The organism is Streptomyces sp. NPDC102451 (assembly GCF_044765485.1).
GTDB lineage: Bacteria > Actinomycetota > Actinomycetes > Streptomycetales > Streptomycetaceae > Streptomyces.
In genome coordinates, this window is sequence record NZ_JBIWKD010000018.1 from 1 (window position 1) to 17,220 (window position 17,220).

The window sequence follows — 17,220 nt, forward strand, 5'->3', positions numbered from 1 at the left end:
GCCCTGCCTTCATGCACCTACCGCCGGAAGATCACCCCAGCGGGAAACCCGTTCGACTCACACGTTCCATCATCGGTTGAGATACGGCTTCTGAGTCCAGGCCGCGACCGCTTCGTCGGCTCGGGCCTGGGAGGCGAGGCTGTCGCCCAGGTCGGCGTGGGTGAGGGCGTGGACTCGCTTGTACTTCTCCGGGTCCCAGCGGGTGAGCGCGTCGCGGTGCTGCTGTTCCGTGCCGATATGGTCGGCGAGGTCGGTCAGCGTGCGTGCGGTGTGGCTGGCCACGGTGCCGGCGGCGGGGCCGCTGACGCGGGAGAAGCTGGGCTGGGGTCCGTCCTCGCGCAGGAGGGCGTCTTCGGCGGCGAGGAGAGCACGAGCGGCCAATGAGTTCTCGCCGACCGCTGCATAAGCGCGGGCGTGCGTGATGTGGAGGAGCGCTTCCGTCTGGCCGTCCACGTGGCCGAGGCCGCGGGTGAGGGCTCCCTTAACGAGATCCACGCAGTGGTGGGGTTGCTTGAGGCTGAGGGACTGGTGGGCGAGGGCGCGCATCATCCAGGCGGCATGGCCGTGAGGGTCGGCTTCGCAGGCGAGCTGATAGCCGACCTGGTAGTAGCGCTGGGCAGCGCCTTCGTGTCCAAGGTCGTGGTGCTTCCACCCTGCGAGGTAGGCGAGTTCGGCGACGGCGCCGAAGGCGGCCTGGCGTAAGACTTCTGCGGGGAAGCGGCCGCGCAGCATGGGGGCTGCCGTGTCGGCGAGGTACGCGGTGACCGTGGTCAGGCCGTGCCCGCCGCCGAGCCGTTCGTCGGCGGCGCTGAAGGCTGCCGTGATCTGTCGTACGACGTCGATGTCGTCGCTGCCGACGAGGGAGCGGGCGGTGCGGGCGCGGAGCATCCGCGAGGTGGATTCGTGGTCGTGCAGGAGCGGCATGGCCACGCCGGCCGTGGTGAAGGCGGCGATGGCGAGGAAGCGGCGGCGCTCGACGTCCGCGCGGCCGAGGTCGGTGACCGCGGTGACGGGGTCGGTGTCCGGGGGCGACTCCGTGTCGGGTGAGTGGAGGCCGAGCTCGGTTCGGGTGACGACGCGGCCCAGCCGCCGGGAGAGGGCTTCGGCGAGGTACTGGCCTGCCTGGCCGGACGGCGTGCGGGCACCGCCCACCCAGTGGGAGATGGCCGACTTGTTGGTCTGGAGCAGTTCGCCGTTCTCGGCGGCGATGCGCCGTACGTCCTTGGCGAGTGCGTCGTACGTGCACCCGGCGGCGTTGATCGTGTCGCGCAGGCGGGAGTTGGCGCTGGTCGATGCTGGCACGATCGCCTCCGCTCCGGATCCGTAAACCGTGTATACCGCTTGGCCTCGCTCACACCGTACCCACTCTGCGTAGCGGACGGTTCACTTATCGACAGCCGCCCCACTCACGGCATCGCGGGCCGGGCGGCCCCCAAGTTCCGTACGCCCCACCGGGCTCGGGCATTCCTGTGCCCCGGCCCGGACGATCAGAGACGGAGATACGGTGACCACCATCGACACCGCGACCATCACGGTCGAGCTGCCCGACGCCTTCGACCCGCGCTGGAACCGCCTGCCCGGCATCCACGTGGACGGCCGGAGCATCACCATCGACCCGGTCGAGTACTTCTTCCGCTTCGAGTCCAACACCTGGCTCGTCGCCGACTGGGAGCTGGTCAAGACTCAGCTCCTGGACGTGGACGAGACCACCGAGAGCGCGGTCGAGCAGCTCGCGCTCGACTTCATCAAGAACCACGGCGAGTCCACCTCCGACGCGGCCCGCGTGCTGGCAACGGCGTACGCGGTGTACTCGTACCTCTTCCGTGAGGAGCACCTGGCCGGCCTCCGCCTCCCGCAGATCACTGCCGACCACCTGCGCATGCTGCGTGAGGCGGCCACGCTGATGGCGCTCAACAAGGTCGAGCTGGACGGGCACATCTCCAACGTCGGTCCGTGCTGGTTCTTCCCCGCCGCCGCTTCCGTCGTCTTCGACCTGGACGACGCGACGGGCGGAATGCTGGACGAGGTCTACCACGGCGGCTGGTTCAACGAGCACCGCCGGATCGAGTCCATCAAAGCCCACGCCGCGCTCGGCGGCCGGCTCGTGCACGGCTGCCAGTCCGTGCCGGACCAGTCCGGCGGCGTCGTCGCGCCCTACGGTGCCTCGATGGCCAATTTCCGTGACGACCTGGCCGAGTTCAAGGCGGGCTGGATCGAGCAGGTCTACGCCCACCGCGTGACCGCAGCCGAGTAGCTCCCACCCCAGTACGGCTCCGGGGGGGGCCAGCTCGCGCGCGCCCGCCCCGGAGCCCACCAGTCCCCTGGAGACCCCCATGGACCAGAGCCTGTCCGCCACCCTGCTAGACGACCTGTGCACCCTCGTCGGCAAGCCCCTCCCCAACCGTGCCGAGATTCGCGTCTGGGGCATGTCCGGCGTCGAACGCGTCACCTTCCCCGACGGCACCACAGCCGTCTTCAAGTACGCCAAGGAGCCCTTCGACCGCGAGGCCCAGGCCCTGCGGGCGGCATACCAGCGCGGGCTCCCGGTCCCCGCCCTCCACGCCACCGCCATGCAGGACAAGTGGCTCGGGATGCTCATGGACGACCTCGGCACTCCCGTACGGGACGCCGACGACCTCGACGGCGTCGCCGCCGCCGTCATGCTCCATGCCGCCCGCCCTGCGGGTGGTCTGCCCCTCCTCGACGGGGCGGGCCTCGCGGCTCTGCCCGGTCGAGCCCTCGATCACCTCCAGCAGCTGCGGAAGAGCGACCGCTGGGCGGACTGCGACGACATCGAGACCGCGCTGGGGAAGATCTCCGCCGCAGCCGAGACCCGTGTCCAGGGGGCGACGCTCGACCCGTTCGGCTGGGTCCACTCCGAGTTCCACCCCACGAGCGTCCACATCGGAGAACACGGCTGGCACCTCCTCGACTTCGCCCGCGCCTTCACCGGACCCGGCCTGATCGACCTCGCCTCGTACCACGGCACCACCGACGTGCCGAGCCCCTTCCGCATGCGGGCGTTCCTGGAGCAGTACGTCACCGCAGGCGGTCACGCGGACGCCCTCGCCGCCCGGGGCGGCCTGACCGCAGAGGCATGGGCCCTGGGCTGGCACCGCATGTGGGCCGTGGAGTGGTTCATGGAGCAGGCCATCCGCTGGATCGACGACCCGGCCAAGGACCCCGCGTACATCCCCGTCGTCCGCCGCCACCTGAACGACGTGGTCCAACTCCTGGAGGTCTAAGTGCTCGCCCAGATCTCCCCCTGGTACGCCCACGCAGCCCAGCGCACGGCCGCTGCTCCCGCGCACACCCTCACCGCACCGGCCCGGATGGAATGGAGTACCCACGCGGGCATCGGTCCCGGCGCCGAAATCCTGGGACGGGACCTGTGCGGTAAACGCGTCCTGGAGCTGGGCTGCGGCCCCGGCCACAACGTGGCCCACATCGCGAAACACCACCAGGCCCGCGCCACCGGCGTGGACCTGGTCGGCCTCCAGGTACGCCGCGCCCGCTCCCACTACGGCCACATCGACGGTGTCACGTTCGCTGCCGGGCACGCACTGCACCACCTGAAGGCCACCGGCCGGGCCTTCGACGCGATCTACTCCGTATTCGGCGCTGTCGGCCTCGTCGCCCCCGAGCTCCTCCTCGCCGCCGTTTCCCGACGTCTGAAGCCGGGTGGTGTCCTGGCTTTCTCCGTTCCTCACCCGGCACGGGCCGGAAGACATCCATCGACGGACGACCGTCCGCGCGAGGACTACGTCACCATGCCCGACCGCACCCGACTGCCCCTCGCTCGATGGGAGTTCGACGCCCGCCGCTGGGGAGCCCACCTCTCCCGGGCGGGCCTGCGCGTCACCTCGACGGTGGAGCTGCGGCACCCGCGCCGCGACCCGTGGGCCACCACCCTCTTGATCACCGCCCGCAAACGCTGACCACCGGAGGCAACGATGCCCCTGCCCTATCTGCTTCTCGACATCGACGGCGTCCTCATCCCGTTCCCGGCCGCCGACGGCAGCACCCCGCCCACCCACGTCCGTCACACCGTCCTGCCCACCGGCCGACACCCCAACGACCCTGTGCCCATCTGGCTCGACCCGAGTCAGGGCAGCATCCTCACCGGCCTCACGACCAGCGGACTCTTCACCCCCGTGTGGTGCACGAGCTGGCGCAAGGACGCCACCACGATCATCGGCCCCCTCCTGGGGCTGCCCGACTTCCCCTACCTCGACCTGCCTCGCCTCCAGATCACCACCAGCCACCCCGACGGCTACCTCTGGAAACGCGACCACGTCGACGTCTGGCTGGCAGACGCCCCAGCCGTCTGGATCGACGACGACTTCACCAGCCTCGACCACGCATGGGCAGCGGAGCGCACCGCCGGGGGAGCGCCGACCCTCCTCGTGCAGCCCGACCCACATCGCGGGCTGCAGCCCGAGCATCTGACCGAGGTGACGAAGTGGGTCTCGCAGTTACCCACAGCCCGCGCCATCTGACGGCTGATGCCCTCGCCGCAGTCGGCGCCGCCGCGCTCCATACGGTGCGGACCTGGTCGCAGGCCAATACCGTCCGGCCCGGCGAACTCTTGGCTGCCGTCGTTGGCGGCGAGCCGCTCTGTTCAACTGCGGACTCGTCCTACCCTCTGGCGCAGTCGGAACGCTGCGGACTCCGTGCGGACCGCAAAGGCCGCCCAACCCACTCCGCCGCAGGTCAGACGGCCTTTCGCCGAACGTATTAGACGTTGAAGCGGAACTCCACCACGTCCCCGTCCTGCATCACGTAGTCCTTGCCCTCCATGCGCGCCTTGCCCTTGGCGCGGGCCTCGGCGACCGAGCCCGTCTCGACCAGGTCCTCGAAGGAGACGATCTCCGCCTTGATGAAGCCCTTCTGGAAGTCGGTGTGGATCACACCGGCCGCCTCCGGGGCCGTGGCGCCCTTCTTGATCGTCCAGGCGCGGGCTTCCTTCGGGCCTGCCGTCAGGTAGGTCTGGAGGCCCAGGGTGTCGAAGCCGACGCGGCCGAGGGTGGCCAGGCCGGGCTCTTCCTGGCCCATCGACTGGAGCAGTTCGAGGGCCTCGTCGTCGTCGAGCTCGATGAGCTCGGACTCGATCTTGGCGTTCAGGAAGATGGCCTCGGCCGGGGCGACCAGGGCGCGCTGCTCGTTCTTGAAGTCCTCGTCGACCAGCTCGTCCTCGTCGACGTTGAAGACGTACAGGAAGGGCTTCGTCGTCAGCAGGTGCAGCTCGTGGAGCAGGCGGCCCTTCTCGGTGCCGGCCGTGATGCCCTGGGAGAAGAGCGTGTCGCCCGCCTCGAGGATCTTCTGGGCCTCCTCGACGGCGGCGAGGACCGCGACCTTCTCCTTCTGGAGGCGGGACTCCTTCGTCAGGCGCGGGACGGCCTTCTCGACGGACTGGAGGTCGGCCAGGATCAGCTCGGTGTTGATCGTCTCGATGTCGTCCTTGGGCGAGACCTTGCCGTCGACGTGGACGACGTTCTCGTCCTTGAAGGCGCGGATGACCTGGCAGATCGCGTCGGACTCGCGGATGTTCGCCAGGAACTTGTTGCCCAGGCCCTCGCCCTCGCTCGCGCCCCGCACGATGCCCGCGATGTCGACGAAGTCGACGGTGGCGGGGAGCAGCTTCTGCGAGCTGAAGATCTCGGCGAGCGTGTGCAGGCGGGGGTCGGGGACGCCCACGACGCCGACGTTCGGCTCGATGGTGGCGAACGGGTAGTTGGCCGCCAGCACGTCGTTCTTGGTCAGGGCGTTGAACAGGGTCGACTTGCCGACATTCGGCAGGCCGACGATTCCGATCGTGAGCGACACTTTGGCGACTTCCTGAAGTGAGGAGAGGGGCTGTGCGGGCGGGCCGGGAGTGGACCGATTCTCCAGTTTACGGGCGGGGCCGGGCGTCCCGTCACGGGTGCGGAGGAGGGGGCCGGCCGAGGGCCGAACGGTGCGGTTTCGGCCGTGTGTGGTCGAACGCAACGCCAAGGTCACCCAAAGCGCGTGTCCAACGCCCGAAAGAGTGCACCCGGCGACCTAGGTTGTCGGGGTGGAGCAGCACAGGACACGTACCCCGCAGCGCGCGCAGTCCCCGCAGGTTCAGCCCGCCCCGCCCGGCGGCCTCGGCGAGGTCACGGCCGCGGCCGGCTATCCGGTGACGGTCGCGGTCGCCCCTGCGCCGACGACGGGCCCGGGGCCGGCGGCGCGGGGTTCCCGCCCCGGCGGCGTTCCGCCCGTGGTCCTGGCGCTGCGCAGATTCCCCAACCCGCGGCTGACCGGCATCGGCGCCGGGCTCTTCGCGGCCCTGACCATGTTCCTGCTGGCCTGCGTGGACCAGTTGCTGTTCGGCGGTTCGGACATCGTGTACGGGCTGCTGTTCCTGCCCGTCAGCGCCCTGACCGCCCTCTGGGTGCGGCCCGCCGACCTGGTGACCGCCCCGATCATCGTGCCCATCGCCTTCGCGGTCGGCGTGATCCCGGTCGCCGGGGGCTCGGGCGGCTTCGGCGGGCAGGCGATGGCCGTGGTGACCGCGCTCGCCGTCCATGCCGGCTGGCTGTACGGCGGCACGCTCGTCGCGGGTCTCATCGCCTCCGTACGGAAGATCCGGCAGATGCGGGAGCGGCAGCGGCACCTGCTCAGGGCCGGCCGCGCCGCCCGCCGCCCCCGCACGTAGGAACCGCACATAGGAACCGCGCGGGGACTACTTGCCGGCGGCCGCCATGGCGGCGCCCACGATGCCCGCGTTGTTCTGCAGCTGGGCCGGGACCATCTCGGCCCGTACGTGTTCGATGAGCGGCAGGAACTTCTCCGCCTTACGGCTGACGCCCCCGCCGATGATGAAGAGCTCCGGCGAGAACAGCATCTCCACGTGGACCAGGTACTTCTGCACCCGGTGCGCCCAGTGCTGCCAGCTCAGGTCCTCGTCCTCCTTGGCCTTCGTGGAGGCGCGCTTCTCCGCGTCGTGGCCGTGCAGCTCCAGGTGGCCGAGCTCGGTGTTGGGGACCAGCTGCCCGTCGGTGAAGACGGCGCTGCCGATGCCCGTACCGAGGGTCAGCATGATCACCGTGCCCTTGCGGTCGCGGCCCGCGCCGAAGGTCATCTCGGCGACCCCGGCGGCGTCGGCGTCGTTGAGGATCCTGACGGGCTGCCCGATCCGGTCGCTGAGCAGCGCCCGGGCGTCGGTGTCGATCCAGCCCTTGTCCACGTTGGCCGCGGTCCTGGTGATACCGCCCGTGACGACTCCGGGGAACGTGATGCCGACCGGGCCCTGCCAGTCGAAATGGCCGACGACCTCGGCCACACCGTCGGCCACGCTCGTGGGCGTGGCCGGGTGGGGTGTCAGTACCTTGTGGCGCTCCTGCGCCAGCTCTCCGCGGTCCAGGTCCACGGGCGCACCCTTGATGCCCGAACCGCCGATGTCCACACCGAAGATCTCCATGTGATCCACGGTACGGGCAGGTGGCGGGGATCACTCCCCGGAAGGGCGATCCGGCGGACGTGCCAGGGGGCGCCCGACGGGGAGCCGGGCGCTCCGGCGCTACTCCGCGGCGAGCGCGGCCGCCTCGGCGCGCAGGTCGCGCCGGAGCTCCTTGGGCAGTGAGAAGGTGATCGACTCGTCGGCCGTCTTCACCGTCTCCACGTCGGCGTAACCCCGCTCGCCGAGCCACTCCAGCACCCCGTCGACCAGGACGTCGGGCACCGACGCGCCGGAGGTGAGGCCGACCGTGGTGACGCCCTCCAGCCAGGCCTCGTCGATCTCGTCGGCGAAGTCCACCAGGTGGGCGGCGGGCGCGCCGGCGTCCAGGGCGACCTCGACCATGCGGATCGAGTTGGAGGAGTTCTTCGAGCCGACGACGATGACCAGCTCGGCGTCCTCGGCCAGCTTCTTCACCGCGATCTGGCGGTTCTGCGTGGCGTAGCAGATGTCGTCGCTCGGCGGGGAGAGGAGGTTCGGGAACTTGTTCTTGAGCGCGCCGACGGTCTCCATCGTCTCGTCGACGGAGAGCGTGGTCTGGGAGAGCCAGACGACCTTCGACTCGTCGCGCACCTCGACGTTGGCGACGTCCTCCGGGCCGTCGACCAGCGTGATGTGGTCGGGCGCCTCGCCGCTCGTGCCGATGACCTCCTCGTGGCCCTCGTGGCCGATCAGGAGGATGTCGTAGTCCTCCTTGGCGTAGCGGACGGCTTCCTTGTGGACCTTGGTGACCAGCGGGCAGGTCGCGTCGATCGTGGCGAGCTTGCGCTCGGCGGCCTCCGCGTGGACGGTCGGGGCGACCCCGTGCGCGGAGAACATCACGATGGAGCCCTCGGGCACCTCCGCGGTCACGTCGACGAAGATCGCGCCCTTCTTCTCGAGCGTCTGCACGACGTACTTGTTGTGCACGATCTCGTGACGGACGTAGACCGGGGCACCGTACTGCTCCAGGGCTTTCTCGACGGCGATCACGGCGCGGTCCACACCCGCGCAGTAGCCACGGGGTGCGGCGAGCAGGACACGGCGGGCAGGCGTTGCAGTCATGCGTCCCATCGTAAGGCCGTATCGAACAGGCGCCGGGACGGTGTGGTGGTGAGACTGATGCGTACGCGGACCAGCGACGGAGGCTTCATGGCGGGGAGCAGTACGGAGAAGGGGAAGCTGCGGCGCACACTCGGGTTCCGGGACCTGGTGGTCTACGGACTGCTGTTCATCGCGCCGATGGCCCCGGTCGGGGTCTTCGGCACGCTGGACGCCAAGTCCGACGGGGCCGTGGCGCTGGTGTACCTGGTGGCGACGGTGGTGATGGCCTTCACCGCGTTCAGCTACGCCCAGATGGTGCGCGTGGCCCCGTTCGCCGGATCGGTCTTCGCGTACGCCCGTAAGGGGCTCGGGGAGGGCCCCGGGTTCATCGCCGGCTGGATGGCGATGCTCGACTACCTGCTCATCCCCGCCGTCGCGTACCTCTTCTCCGGGATCGCGATGAACGCGCTGGTCCCCGAGGTGTCGCGGTGGGTGTGGACGGCGATCGCGGTCGTCGTGACGACCCTGCTCAACCTCTGGGGCGTACGGGCGGCTGCCCGGGTGGGCTTCGCGGTGCTCGCCATGGAGATCGTGGTGCTGCTGGTGTTCGTGGTGTCGGCGGTGGTGGTGCTGGCCCGGGACGGGGCGGAGCGTGGCTGGCTGACGCCGCTCACCGGGGACACCGGGTTCTCGATGACCGCGGTGCTGGGGGCGGTGTCCGTCGCGGTGCTCTCCTATCTGGGCTTCGACGCGATCGCCTCGTTCGCGGAGGAGGTGACGGGGGGTTCGGCGAAGGTGGCGCGTGCGGTGCTGTTCTGCCTGGTGCTCGCCGGGGCCCTGTTCGTGGTCCAGTCGTATCTGGCGGCGCTGCTGGAGCCGGTGAGTTCGGCGGAGCTGGCCGCGGACCCGGTGAAGCAGGGGTCGGCGTTCTACGACGCGGTGGACGCCTCGGTCGGGACGTGGCTGCACGATCTGGTGGCCGTCAGCAAGGCGATCGGCGCGGCCTTCGCGGCGCTGGCCGGGCAGGCGGCGGCGGGCAGGCTGGTGTTCGCGATGGGCCGGGAGGGGCGGCTGCCGTCGTTCCTGTCCCGGGTCGACAGCCGGTCCGGGGTGCCGCGTGTCGCGATCGCGTGCGCCGCGGTCGTGACGCTGGTGGCGGCGGTGTGGGCGGCCCGGCGCGACGACGGCCTCGACCATCTGGTGTCGATCGTGAACGTGGGCGCGCTCACCGCGTTCGTGCTGCTGCACGCGTCGGTGGTCGGCTGGTTCGCCGTACGCCGGATGGAGGGGCCGCCGAGCTGGTTGCGCCACATCGTGGTGCCGGTGGTGGGCGCCGCCGTCCTGGTCGCGGTGATCCTGGAGGCGACGACGAGCGCCCAGCTGGTGGGTGTGTGCTGGCTGGGCATCGGGCTGGTGGTGCTCGCGGTGCAGTGGGGGCGGCGGGCGGCCTGATTGTCCTTACCGGCCGATACGCTCGCCCGTATGGCTCTCACTACGTCCCCGGAAGCCCCGCTGCCCGTCGGCGACGTGTCGCGGCTGATCGGCGGGTGGATCGACCGGCTCGGCGCGGTCTGGGTCGAGGGGCAGATCACCCAGCTCTCGCGCCGGCCCGGCGCCGGGGTGGTGTTCCTGACGCTGCGCGACCCGTCCCACGACATCTCGGTGAGCGTGACCTGCTTCCGGCAGGTCTTCGACCGGATCGCGGATGTGGTGACGGAGGGCGCCCGGGTGGTCGTCCTCGCCAAGCCCGAGTGGTACGCCCCGCGCGGCCAGCTGTCCCTGCGGGCCACGGAGATACGGCCGGTGGGCATCGGCGAGCTGCTGGTGCGGCTGGAGCAGCTGAAGAAGTCGCTGGCCGCCGAGGGGCTCTTCGCCCTGGACCGCAAGAAGCCGCTCCCCTTCCTGCCGCAGCTGATCGGCCTGGTCTCGGGGCGGGCGTCGGCGGCGGAGCGTGACGTCCTGGAGAACGCCAGGCGGCGCTGGCCGGCGGTGCGCTTCGAGGTGCGCAACACCGCGGTGCAGGGGGTCCACGCCGTGAACCAGGTGGTGCAGGCGGTCCAGGAGCTGGACGGGCTGCCGGAGGTCGACGTGATCGTCGTCGCCCGGGGCGGCGGCAGTGTCGAGGACCTGCTGCCGTTCTCCGACGAGGCGCTGATCAGGGCGGTGGCCGCGTGCCGTACGCCGGTGGTCTCCGCCATCGGGCACGAACCGGACTCCCCCCTGCTCGACCTGGTGGCCGACTTCAGGGCGTCGACGCCGACGGACGCGGCGAAGAAGGTCGTGCCGGACGTGGGCGAGGAGCTCGACCGCGTCCAGCAGCTCAGGGACCGCGCGCTGCGGACCGTGCGGGGGCTGATCGACCGGGAGGAGCGGGGGCTGGCCCACGCGCTGGGCAGGTCCTCCATGGAGCGGCCGCAGCGGATGGTGGACGAGCGGGAGGCGGAGGTCGACGCGCTGGTGGGGCGGAGCCGCAGGGTGCTCGGGCATCTGCTGGACCGGGCCGACTCGGAGCTCGCGCACACCCGGGCCCGGGTGGTGGCGCTGTCGCCCGCGGCGACGCTGGAGCGGGGTTACGCGGTGCTCCAGCGGCCGGACGGCCATGTGGTGCGCTCCCCCGCGGACGCCGGGGCGCCGGGCGAGGAGCTGCGGGCGCGGGTCTCCGAGGGCGAGTTCACCGTACGGGTCGCGGAGTGACGGCCCCGGGCGAGCTCGTGAGGGGCCGGGTTTGTCGGAGGCCGCGCATAGGGTGGTCGGCATGACGGACGACGGGACGACGACGGCTGCCGCGACGGGCACGCTCGGGTACGAGCAGGCGCGGGACGAGCTGATCGAGGTCGTACGCCGCCTGGAGGCGGGCGGCACGACGCTGGAGGAGTCGCTGGCCCTGTGGGAGCGCGGCGAGGAGCTGGCGAAGGTGTGCCGGCGCTGGCTGGAGGGCGCCCGGGCCCGGCTGGACGCGGCGCTGGCGCGCCCCGAGGAGGCCTCGGAGCCCGGCGGCACCTCGGAGTAGGGGCGGCCCGGGCGTTTCGCGGGGGCTTGTGCGGTGGATCACTCCGGAGCAGATTTAGTTGAAGTTTAATCTATTCCTCGGTTACGGTGATCGCATCGCTTGACCCGCACCGTCCGGAAGGTAACGCTCCAGATGTCCCTCGTTCTTGACCCCGCCGCCCAGGACCTCCTCTTCCGCGAGGCCCGCACTGCCAACACGTTCACCGACGAGCCGGTGACCGACGAGCAGGTCCAGGCGATCTACGACCTGGTCAAGTACGGCCCCACGGCCTTCAACCAGTCGCCTCTGCGCGTCATCCTGGTGCGTACGCCGGAGGGTCGCGAGCGTCTCGTGAAGCACATGGCCGAGGGCAACCGGCCGAAGACCACCGCCGCCCCGCTGGTCGCGCTCCTCGTCGCGGACCACGAGTTCCACGAGGAACTCCCGGCGCTCATGCCGCACTTCCCGCAGGCCAAGGACGCGTTCTTCTCCGAGCGCCCGGTCCGCGAGCAGTCGGCCGCGCTGAACGCCGCGCTGCAGGCCGCCTACTTCATCATCGGCGTCCGCGCCGCCGGTCTGGCCGCCGGCCCGATGACCGGCTTCGACGCCGCGGGCATCGAGAAGGAGTTCCTGGACGGCGACCACAAGCTCCTCATGGCCGTCAACATCGGCAAGCCGGGCGAGGACGCCTGGTTCCCGCGTCTGCCGCGCCTCTCCTACGACGAGGTCGTCACGACCGTCTGAGCCCCTGCCCGGGACGGCACGAGAGCCCCCGGACAGCACAGAGCCCCGCAACGCCGAGCGTCGCGGGGCTCTCGCGTGGTCGCGTGCGGCCCGTCAGGAAGCGGCGGGAGAGGCGGAGGCGTCGTCGGCGGAGGCCGTCTTCAGCGCGGCGGCCATCTCCGCCAGCCGGTCGGCGGGGGCGGAGCCGGTGACCACCGTCGTCACGCCCTCGGCATGCAGCACCAGCGCGTCGTACTTCGGCCCCTTCCAGACCTCCCAGGCCCGGCCCGAGACATCGCGCGTGCGGCCGGTGTTCTCGGCGTCCTGGCTGACCGCGGGGATGTACTTCTTCGCCGGGGTCGTCGACTGCTCCACGGCCACGTACTTGTCGTCCGGGTCGAGGAAGCCGAGGTGCCAGCCCGAGCCGTTCTGTCCCTCGTACGAGACGGAGGTCGGCTTCCAGCCCTCCGGCAGCCCGGCCGGGGCCGCCACCGGGTACGGCGCGGCGCGTCGGGCCGTCGCGAGCTCGACCCGGTAGTCGACCGCCTTGATCGGGTCGGCCTTGTCGTCGTGCGGAATGAAGATGTAGACGACGCCCGCCACTGCGGTGATCACGAGCATCGACAGGATCATGTCCCGGACGGTCTGCTTGCCTCGCTTGCTTGCCACGGACTCAATGGTGGCATGAGCCGCCGGGCGCCCGGCCAGCGGGCACCCGCTCATAAGTGACCCGCCCTGCTCATTTTATCGACCTACCGATAGAGTCACAGCACCCTCTTTTCCGGTCGTCGTCGTACAGAAAGGTGCGCTCCGATGTCCGAGCATCATCTGCCGTCCCAGCTCGAGGTCTCCCCGGAGGCCCCCGACCGCAACCTGGCCCTGGAGTTGGTGCGGGTCACCGAGGCCGCCGCCATGGCCGCCGGGCGCTGGGTCGGCCGCGGCGACAAGATCGGCGCCGACGGCGCCGCCGTGAAAGCCATGCGCACCCTCGTCTCCACCGTGTCGATGAACGGCATCGTCGTCATCGGTGAGGGCGAGAAGGACGAAGCCCCCATGCTGTTCAACGGCGAACGCGTCGGCGACGGCACCGGAGCCGAGGTCGACATCGCCGTCGACCCGATCGACGGCACCACGCTCAACGCCAAGGGCATGCCGAACGCGATCGCCGTCCTGGCCGCCGCGGACCGCGGCGCGATGTTCGACCCGTCCGCGGTCTTCTACATGGACAAGCTGGTCACAGGGCCGGAGGCGGCGGACTTCGTCGACATCAACGCGCCCGTGGCGGTGAACATCCGGCGCGTCGCACGGGCGAAGAACTCCGCGCCCGAGGACGTCACCGTCGTCGTCCTGGACCGCCCCCGGCACGACGGCATCGTCAAGGAGATCCGCGAGACCGGCGCCCGGATCAAGTTCATCTCCGACGGCGACGTGGCGGGCTCCATCATGGCCGCCCGGGAGGGCACCGGCGTCGACCTGCTGATGGGCATCGGAGGCACCCCCGAGGGCATCATCTCGGCGTGCGCCATAAAGTGCCTCGGCGGTGTCATCCAGGGCAAGCTCTGGCCCAAGGACGAGGCGGAGCGGCAGAAGGCGCTGGACGCGGGCCACGACCTGGACCGGGTGCTGTCGACCGACGACCTGGTCAGCGGCGACAACGTGTTCTTCGTGGCGACGGGGATCACCGACGGTGAGCTGATGCGCGGTGTGCGGTACCGCGCGGAGACGGCGACCACCGAGTCGATCGTGATGCGGTCCAAGTCCGGCACGATCCGGACGATCTCCTCGACCCACCGGCTGTCGAAGCTGCGCGCCTACAGCGCGATCGACTTCGACCGCGCCAAGTAGCCCAGGAGCGCATGGATGTGGGGGACGCCCGGCCGGGCGTCCCCCACATCCACGTACGGTCTCAGCCGGCTATCCGGCCTGTCGGCGCCGCGGCCTTGAGCTCCACGTCCCGCCTGCGGCGCCGGGCGAGCACCACACGGCGCTCGGCGGCGGTGAGGCCGCCCCACACCCCGTAGGGCTCGGGCTGCACGAGCGCGTGCTCCCGGCACTCCACCATCACCGGACATCCCGCGCAGACCTGTTTCGCGGCCTGCTCACGGGACAGCCGGGCAGCAGTCGGCTCCTTCGACGGGGCGAAGAACAGCCCGGCTTCGTCCCGGCGGCACACCGCCTCCGAGTGCCAGGGCCCCGCCTGGTCCTCCCGCGCGGGTGTGCGCTGGGACGGAACGGCGGCGACCTGCAGGGGCTGATGCGGCATGTGCAGCACGGTCCACTCCTGACGACGGCTTCGGCTTCGTGAGCGAGAGGCGATGCAGCACTCCCTACCCGCTGTACGCACGCCTATGCACTGAGTGGCGCCGCCGTCCGGCCCCCGCCGCGCCACCGTGTCGCCCGTTGGCCTGAATTCGCCGTGAACCGGCCACCCGGCCTCAGTGGCCGAGGTGCTTGCGCAACTGCTTGTGGAGATTGGTGATGAGCTTGCCACGCTTGGGCTTTGCCTCGACGGTCCCGAACACCGAGTAGCCGTTCACGACGACCACCGGGGCTTCCGGGTCGGTGGATTCCAGAGTGTCGACCTCGAAATTGCCGAAAATGCCCGTCCCGCTGCCGCGCAGCGAGATGTTCTCGGGGACCTTGATCTCGACGCTGCCGAAGATGGACGTCGCGTTGATGACGGTCAGACGCTGGCCGAACAGGGCCTCGGTCAGGTCGATCTCCACGCTGCCGAAGAGCGAGAACGCGTTCGTACGCCCGCCGACGCGCCAACGGCCCCTGCGGGTGGAGCTGCTGAAGACCGCCACCAGGTTCTCGGCGGGGCCGGTCGCCGCCTCGGGGCCGTAGCTGTAGGGCGAGGCGGCCGGCCGGGCCGCGCCGCCCGCCGCCGGCAGGTCCTGGACCAGCGGCTCCAGCTCGCCGACGGTCTTGGCCCGGTAGACGAGGTCGACCCGCTCGGCATGCTCCTCGGCGGTCAGCCGGCCCTCGGCCACGGCGTCCCGGAGGATGTCCGCGATCCGGTCACGGTCCGCGTCGGAGGCGCGGATTCCGGCGGGCGCGGGACCGGCCGGAGCGACGGGCTGCTGGGGCTGCTTCTCGAGGTCCACCGGCCCAGCGTACCCAAACGCGATAGATCGCGACCAGTACCTCTCCGGCCTTGCGCGGAATCGGCCGTACGGGATCAAGCGTTCCGGGGTGAGCCTTACCTCACAGGCCCGGCGCGTCGGCGGCGTTCTACCCTGGTGGATGCGCTGCCCAAGGGTGGTCAGCTGCTGTCGCCGAGTGAGGAATGGCCGTAATGCCAGAGTTTGCGTACTCCGATCTGCTCCCCCTGGGAGAGGACACCACGCCGTACCGGCTGGTGACCGCCGACGGCGTCTCGACCTTCGAGGCCGACGGCCGTACGTTCCTCAAGGTGGCTCCGGAGGCCCTGCGCACGCTGGCCGCCGAGGCCATGCACGACATCTCGCACTACCTGCGCCCCGCCCACCTGGCGCAGCTGCGCCGCATCGTGGACGACCCCGAGGCCTCGTCCAACGACAAGTTCGTCGCGCTGGACCTCCTGAAGAACGCGAACATCGCCGCCGCGGGCGTCCTGCCGATGTGCCAGGACACCGGTACGGCGATCGTCATGGGCAAGCGCGGGCAGAACGTGCTGACCGAGGGCGGTGACGAGGAGGCCCTGTCGCACGGCATCTTCGACGCGTACACCAAGCTCAACCTGCGCTACTCGCAGATGGCCCCGCTGACCATGTGGGACGAGAAGAACACCGGCTCGAACCTCCCGGCCCAGATCGAGCTGTACGCCACCGACGGCGGCGCGTACAAGTTCCTCTTCATGGCGAAGGGCGGCGGCTCGGCCAACAAGTCGTTCCTCTACCAGGAGACGAAGGCGGTCCTCAACGAGGCCTCCATGATGAAGTTCCTGGAGGAGAAGATCCGTTCGCTGGGTACGGCGGCCTGCCCGCCGTACCACCTGGCGATCGTCGTCGGCGGTACGTCGGCGGAGTTCGCGCTGAAGACCGCGAAGTACGCCTCCGCGCACTACCTGGACGAGCTGCCCGCCGAGGGCTCCCCGACCGGCCACGGCTTCCGGGACAAGGAGCTGGAGGAGAAGGTCTTCGAGCTGACGCAGAAGATCGGTATCGGCGCCCAGTTCGGCGGCAAGTACTTCTGCCACGACGTGCGGGTCGTCCGCCTGCCCCGGCACGGCGCCTCGCTGCCCGTCGCCATCGCCGTGTCCTGCTCGGCCGACCGCCAGGCCACCGCGAAGATCACCGCCGAGGGCGTCTTCCTGGAGCAGCTGGAGAAGGACCCGGCGCGCTTCCTCCCCGACACCACCGACGAGCACCTCGACGAGGCCGGCGGGGACGTCGTGGAGATCGACCTCAACCGGCCGATGGACGAGGTGCTGGCCGAGCTGACCAAGTACCCGGTCAAGACCCGGCTCTCGCTGACCGGCCCGCTGGTCGTGGCGCGCGACATCGCGCACGCCAAGATCAAGGAGCGGCTGGACGCGGGCGAGGAGATGCCGCAGTACCTCAAGGACCACCCGGTGTACTACGCGGGCCCGGCGAAGACCCCCGAGGGTTACGCCTCCGGCTCCTTCGGCCCGACGACGGCCGGCCGCATGGACAGCTACGTCGCGCAGTTCCAGGCGGCGGGCGGCTCCAAGGTGATGCTCGCCAAGGGCAACCGGTCCAAGCAGGTCACCGACGCGTGCGACGCGCACGGCGGCTTCTACCTCGGCTCGATCGGCGGCCCCGCCGCGCGTCTCGCCCAGGACTGCATCAAGAAGGTCGAGGTCGTCGAGTACGAGGAGCTCGGCATGGAGGCGGTCTGGCGGATCGAGGTCGAGGACTTCCCCGCGTTCATCGTGGTCGACGACAAGGGCAACGACTTCTTCACCGAGCCCGCCCCGGCGCCGACCTTCACCAGCATCCCGGTCCGCGGCCCCGGCCTCGGCTGACCGCACACCTGACGGAGGGGCGCGACCGGTGACGGG

At 70.5% G+C, this 17,220-nt stretch carries 17 protein-coding genes and 1 pseudogene; 11 read left to right on the forward strand and 7 right to left on the reverse strand.

The window, feature by feature from the left end; translation table 11 throughout:
• Nucleotides 1-90 precede the first annotated feature (90 nt).
• Nucleotides 91-1,302 (reverse strand): annotated as a pseudogene (locus tag ACIRD8_RS30235) (tetratricopeptide repeat protein); the annotation flags it as partial.
• Nucleotides 1,303-1,504: 202 nt separating this feature from the next.
• Between ACIRD8_RS30235 and ACIRD8_RS30240 the strand changes: the two are divergent.
• The 4 genes from ACIRD8_RS30240 (at nt 1,505) to ACIRD8_RS30255 (ending at nt 4,499) form a co-directional block, all read left to right on the forward strand.
• Nucleotides 1,505-2,254, forward strand: a complete 750-nt coding sequence (locus ACIRD8_RS30240; RefSeq protein WP_403998444.1) for a hypothetical protein — start codon at nt 1,505-1,507, stop codon at nt 2,252-2,254.
• Between the two features lie 79 nt (nt 2,255-2,333).
• The gene (locus ACIRD8_RS30245) at nt 2,334-3,245 is read left to right on the forward strand and encodes an aminoglycoside phosphotransferase family protein (protein WP_403998447.1); all 912 of its coding nucleotides are present in this window, start codon (nt 2,334-2,336) and stop codon (nt 3,243-3,245) included.
• Nucleotides 3,246-3,938: an SAM-dependent methyltransferase gene (locus tag ACIRD8_RS30250; RefSeq protein WP_403998450.1), complete on the forward strand. Its 693-nt coding sequence runs from the start codon at nt 3,246-3,248 to the stop codon at nt 3,936-3,938. It abuts the gene before it with no gap.
• Nucleotides 3,939-3,953: 15 nt separating this feature from the next.
• Nucleotides 3,954-4,499, forward strand: a complete 546-nt coding sequence (locus tag ACIRD8_RS30255; protein ID WP_403998453.1) for an HAD domain-containing protein — start codon at nt 3,954-3,956, stop codon at nt 4,497-4,499.
• A gap of 238 nt (nt 4,500-4,737) precedes the next feature.
• On the opposite strand, the gene ychF is transcribed toward ACIRD8_RS30255, so the two are convergent.
• On the reverse strand, nt 4,738-5,826 hold the full coding sequence (ychF, locus tag ACIRD8_RS30260; protein WP_403998456.1) for a redox-regulated ATPase YchF: 1,089 nt from the start codon (nt 5,824-5,826) through the stop codon (nt 4,738-4,740).
• A 229-nt stretch (nt 5,827-6,055) separates the two neighbouring features.
• Here ychF and ACIRD8_RS30265 point away from each other — a divergent pair, with 229 nt between their 5' ends.
• On the forward strand, nt 6,056-6,679 hold the full coding sequence (locus tag ACIRD8_RS30265; RefSeq protein WP_403998459.1) for a DUF6542 domain-containing protein: 624 nt from the start codon (nt 6,056-6,058) through the stop codon (nt 6,677-6,679).
• A gap of 27 nt (nt 6,680-6,706) precedes the next feature.
• Here ACIRD8_RS30265 and ppgK read toward each other — a convergent pair whose 3' ends face one another.
• Both ppgK and ACIRD8_RS30275 read right to left on the reverse strand, forming a co-directional pair.
• Complete coding sequence (gene ppgK / locus ACIRD8_RS30270; protein WP_403998462.1) at nt 6,707-7,444, reverse strand: polyphosphate--glucose phosphotransferase; 738 nt, start codon at nt 7,442-7,444, stop codon at nt 6,707-6,709.
• A 99-nt stretch (nt 7,445-7,543) separates the two neighbouring features.
• Nucleotides 7,544-8,533: a 4-hydroxy-3-methylbut-2-enyl diphosphate reductase gene (locus ACIRD8_RS30275; RefSeq protein WP_187281816.1), complete on the reverse strand. Its 990-nt coding sequence runs from the start codon at nt 8,531-8,533 to the stop codon at nt 7,544-7,546.
• 78 nt (nt 8,534-8,611) lie between these two features.
• Between ACIRD8_RS30275 and ACIRD8_RS30280 the strand changes: the two genes are divergently transcribed.
• From ACIRD8_RS30280 to ACIRD8_RS30295, 4 genes are all read left to right on the forward strand, one after another.
• Nucleotides 8,612-9,955, forward strand: coding sequence for an APC family permease (locus tag ACIRD8_RS30280; RefSeq protein ID WP_403998782.1), 1,344 nt, complete (start codon nt 8,612-8,614; stop codon nt 9,953-9,955).
• Between the two features lie 30 nt (nt 9,956-9,985).
• Nucleotides 9,986-11,197, forward strand: a complete 1,212-nt coding sequence (gene xseA, locus ACIRD8_RS30285) for an exodeoxyribonuclease VII large subunit (protein ID WP_403998465.1) — start codon at nt 9,986-9,988, stop codon at nt 11,195-11,197.
• Nucleotides 11,198-11,258: 61 nt separating this feature from the next.
• Nucleotides 11,259-11,513, forward strand: a complete 255-nt coding sequence (locus tag ACIRD8_RS30290) for an exodeoxyribonuclease VII small subunit (RefSeq protein ID WP_403998468.1) — start codon at nt 11,259-11,261, stop codon at nt 11,511-11,513.
• 132 nt (nt 11,514-11,645) lie between these two features.
• Nucleotides 11,646-12,236 (forward strand): malonic semialdehyde reductase, encoded by a 591-nt coding sequence (locus ACIRD8_RS30295; protein ID WP_403998471.1) that lies wholly within the window; start codon nt 11,646-11,648, stop codon nt 12,234-12,236.
• 93 nt (nt 12,237-12,329) lie between these two features.
• On the opposite strand, the gene ACIRD8_RS30300 is transcribed toward ACIRD8_RS30295, so the two are convergent.
• Nucleotides 12,330-12,884: a DUF4245 domain-containing protein gene (locus tag ACIRD8_RS30300; protein ID WP_403998474.1), complete on the reverse strand. Its 555-nt coding sequence runs from the start codon at nt 12,882-12,884 to the stop codon at nt 12,330-12,332.
• A gap of 144 nt (nt 12,885-13,028) precedes the next feature.
• Between ACIRD8_RS30300 and glpX the strand changes: the two genes are divergently transcribed.
• Nucleotides 13,029-14,060 (forward strand): class II fructose-bisphosphatase, encoded by a 1,032-nt coding sequence (gene glpX / locus ACIRD8_RS30305; RefSeq protein ID WP_403998477.1) that lies wholly within the window; start codon nt 13,029-13,031, stop codon nt 14,058-14,060.
• 61 nt (nt 14,061-14,121) lie between these two features.
• On the opposite strand, the gene ACIRD8_RS30310 is transcribed toward glpX, so the two are convergent.
• Nucleotides 14,122-14,487 carry a WhiB family transcriptional regulator gene (locus ACIRD8_RS30310; RefSeq protein ID WP_099174696.1) on the reverse strand — a complete coding sequence of 122 codons (366 nt, stop codon included), beginning with the start codon at nt 14,485-14,487 and terminating at the stop codon, nt 14,122-14,124.
• Between the two features lie 163 nt (nt 14,488-14,650).
• Nucleotides 14,651-15,322, reverse strand: a complete 672-nt coding sequence (locus ACIRD8_RS30315) for a DUF1707 domain-containing protein (protein WP_403998480.1) — start codon at nt 15,320-15,322, stop codon at nt 14,651-14,653.
• A 191-nt stretch (nt 15,323-15,513) separates the two neighbouring features.
• On the opposite strand from ACIRD8_RS30315, the gene ACIRD8_RS30320 reads away from it, so the two are divergent.
• Complete coding sequence (locus ACIRD8_RS30320; RefSeq protein ID WP_403998483.1) at nt 15,514-17,184, forward strand: fumarate hydratase; 1,671 nt, start codon at nt 15,514-15,516, stop codon at nt 17,182-17,184.
• Nucleotides 17,185-17,220 lie beyond the last annotated feature (36 nt).

Excerpts from the sequence above, each read along its gene's own strand:
- glpX (WP_403998477.1), top strand. The coding sequence starts at position 13,029 with ATGTCCGAGCATCATCTGCCGTCCCAGCTCGAGGTCTCCCCGGAGGCC.
- ACIRD8_RS30320 (WP_403998483.1), top strand. The coding sequence starts at position 15,514 with ATGCCAGAGTTTGCGTACTCCGATCTGCTCCCCCTGGGAGAGGACACC.
- ACIRD8_RS30255 (WP_403998453.1), top strand. The coding sequence starts at position 3,954 with ATGCCCCTGCCCTATCTGCTTCTCGACATCGACGGCGTCCTCATCCCG.
- ACIRD8_RS30245 (WP_403998447.1), top strand. The coding sequence starts at position 2,334 with ATGGACCAGAGCCTGTCCGCCACCCTGCTAGACGACCTGTGCACCCTC.
- ACIRD8_RS30290 (WP_403998468.1), top strand. The coding sequence starts at position 11,259 with ATGACGGACGACGGGACGACGACGGCTGCCGCGACGGGCACGCTCGGG.
- ACIRD8_RS30275 (WP_187281816.1), bottom strand. The coding sequence starts at position 8,533 with ATGGGACGCATGACTGCAACGCCTGCCCGCCGTGTCCTGCTCGCCGCA.
- ACIRD8_RS30295 (WP_403998471.1), top strand. The coding sequence starts at position 11,646 with ATGTCCCTCGTTCTTGACCCCGCCGCCCAGGACCTCCTCTTCCGCGAG.
- ACIRD8_RS30280 (WP_403998782.1), top strand. The coding sequence starts at position 8,612 with ATGGCGGGGAGCAGTACGGAGAAGGGGAAGCTGCGGCGCACACTCGGG.
- xseA (WP_403998465.1), top strand. The coding sequence starts at position 9,986 with ATGGCTCTCACTACGTCCCCGGAAGCCCCGCTGCCCGTCGGCGACGTG.
- ppgK (WP_403998462.1), bottom strand. The coding sequence starts at position 7,444 with ATGGAGATCTTCGGTGTGGACATCGGCGGTTCGGGCATCAAGGGTGCG.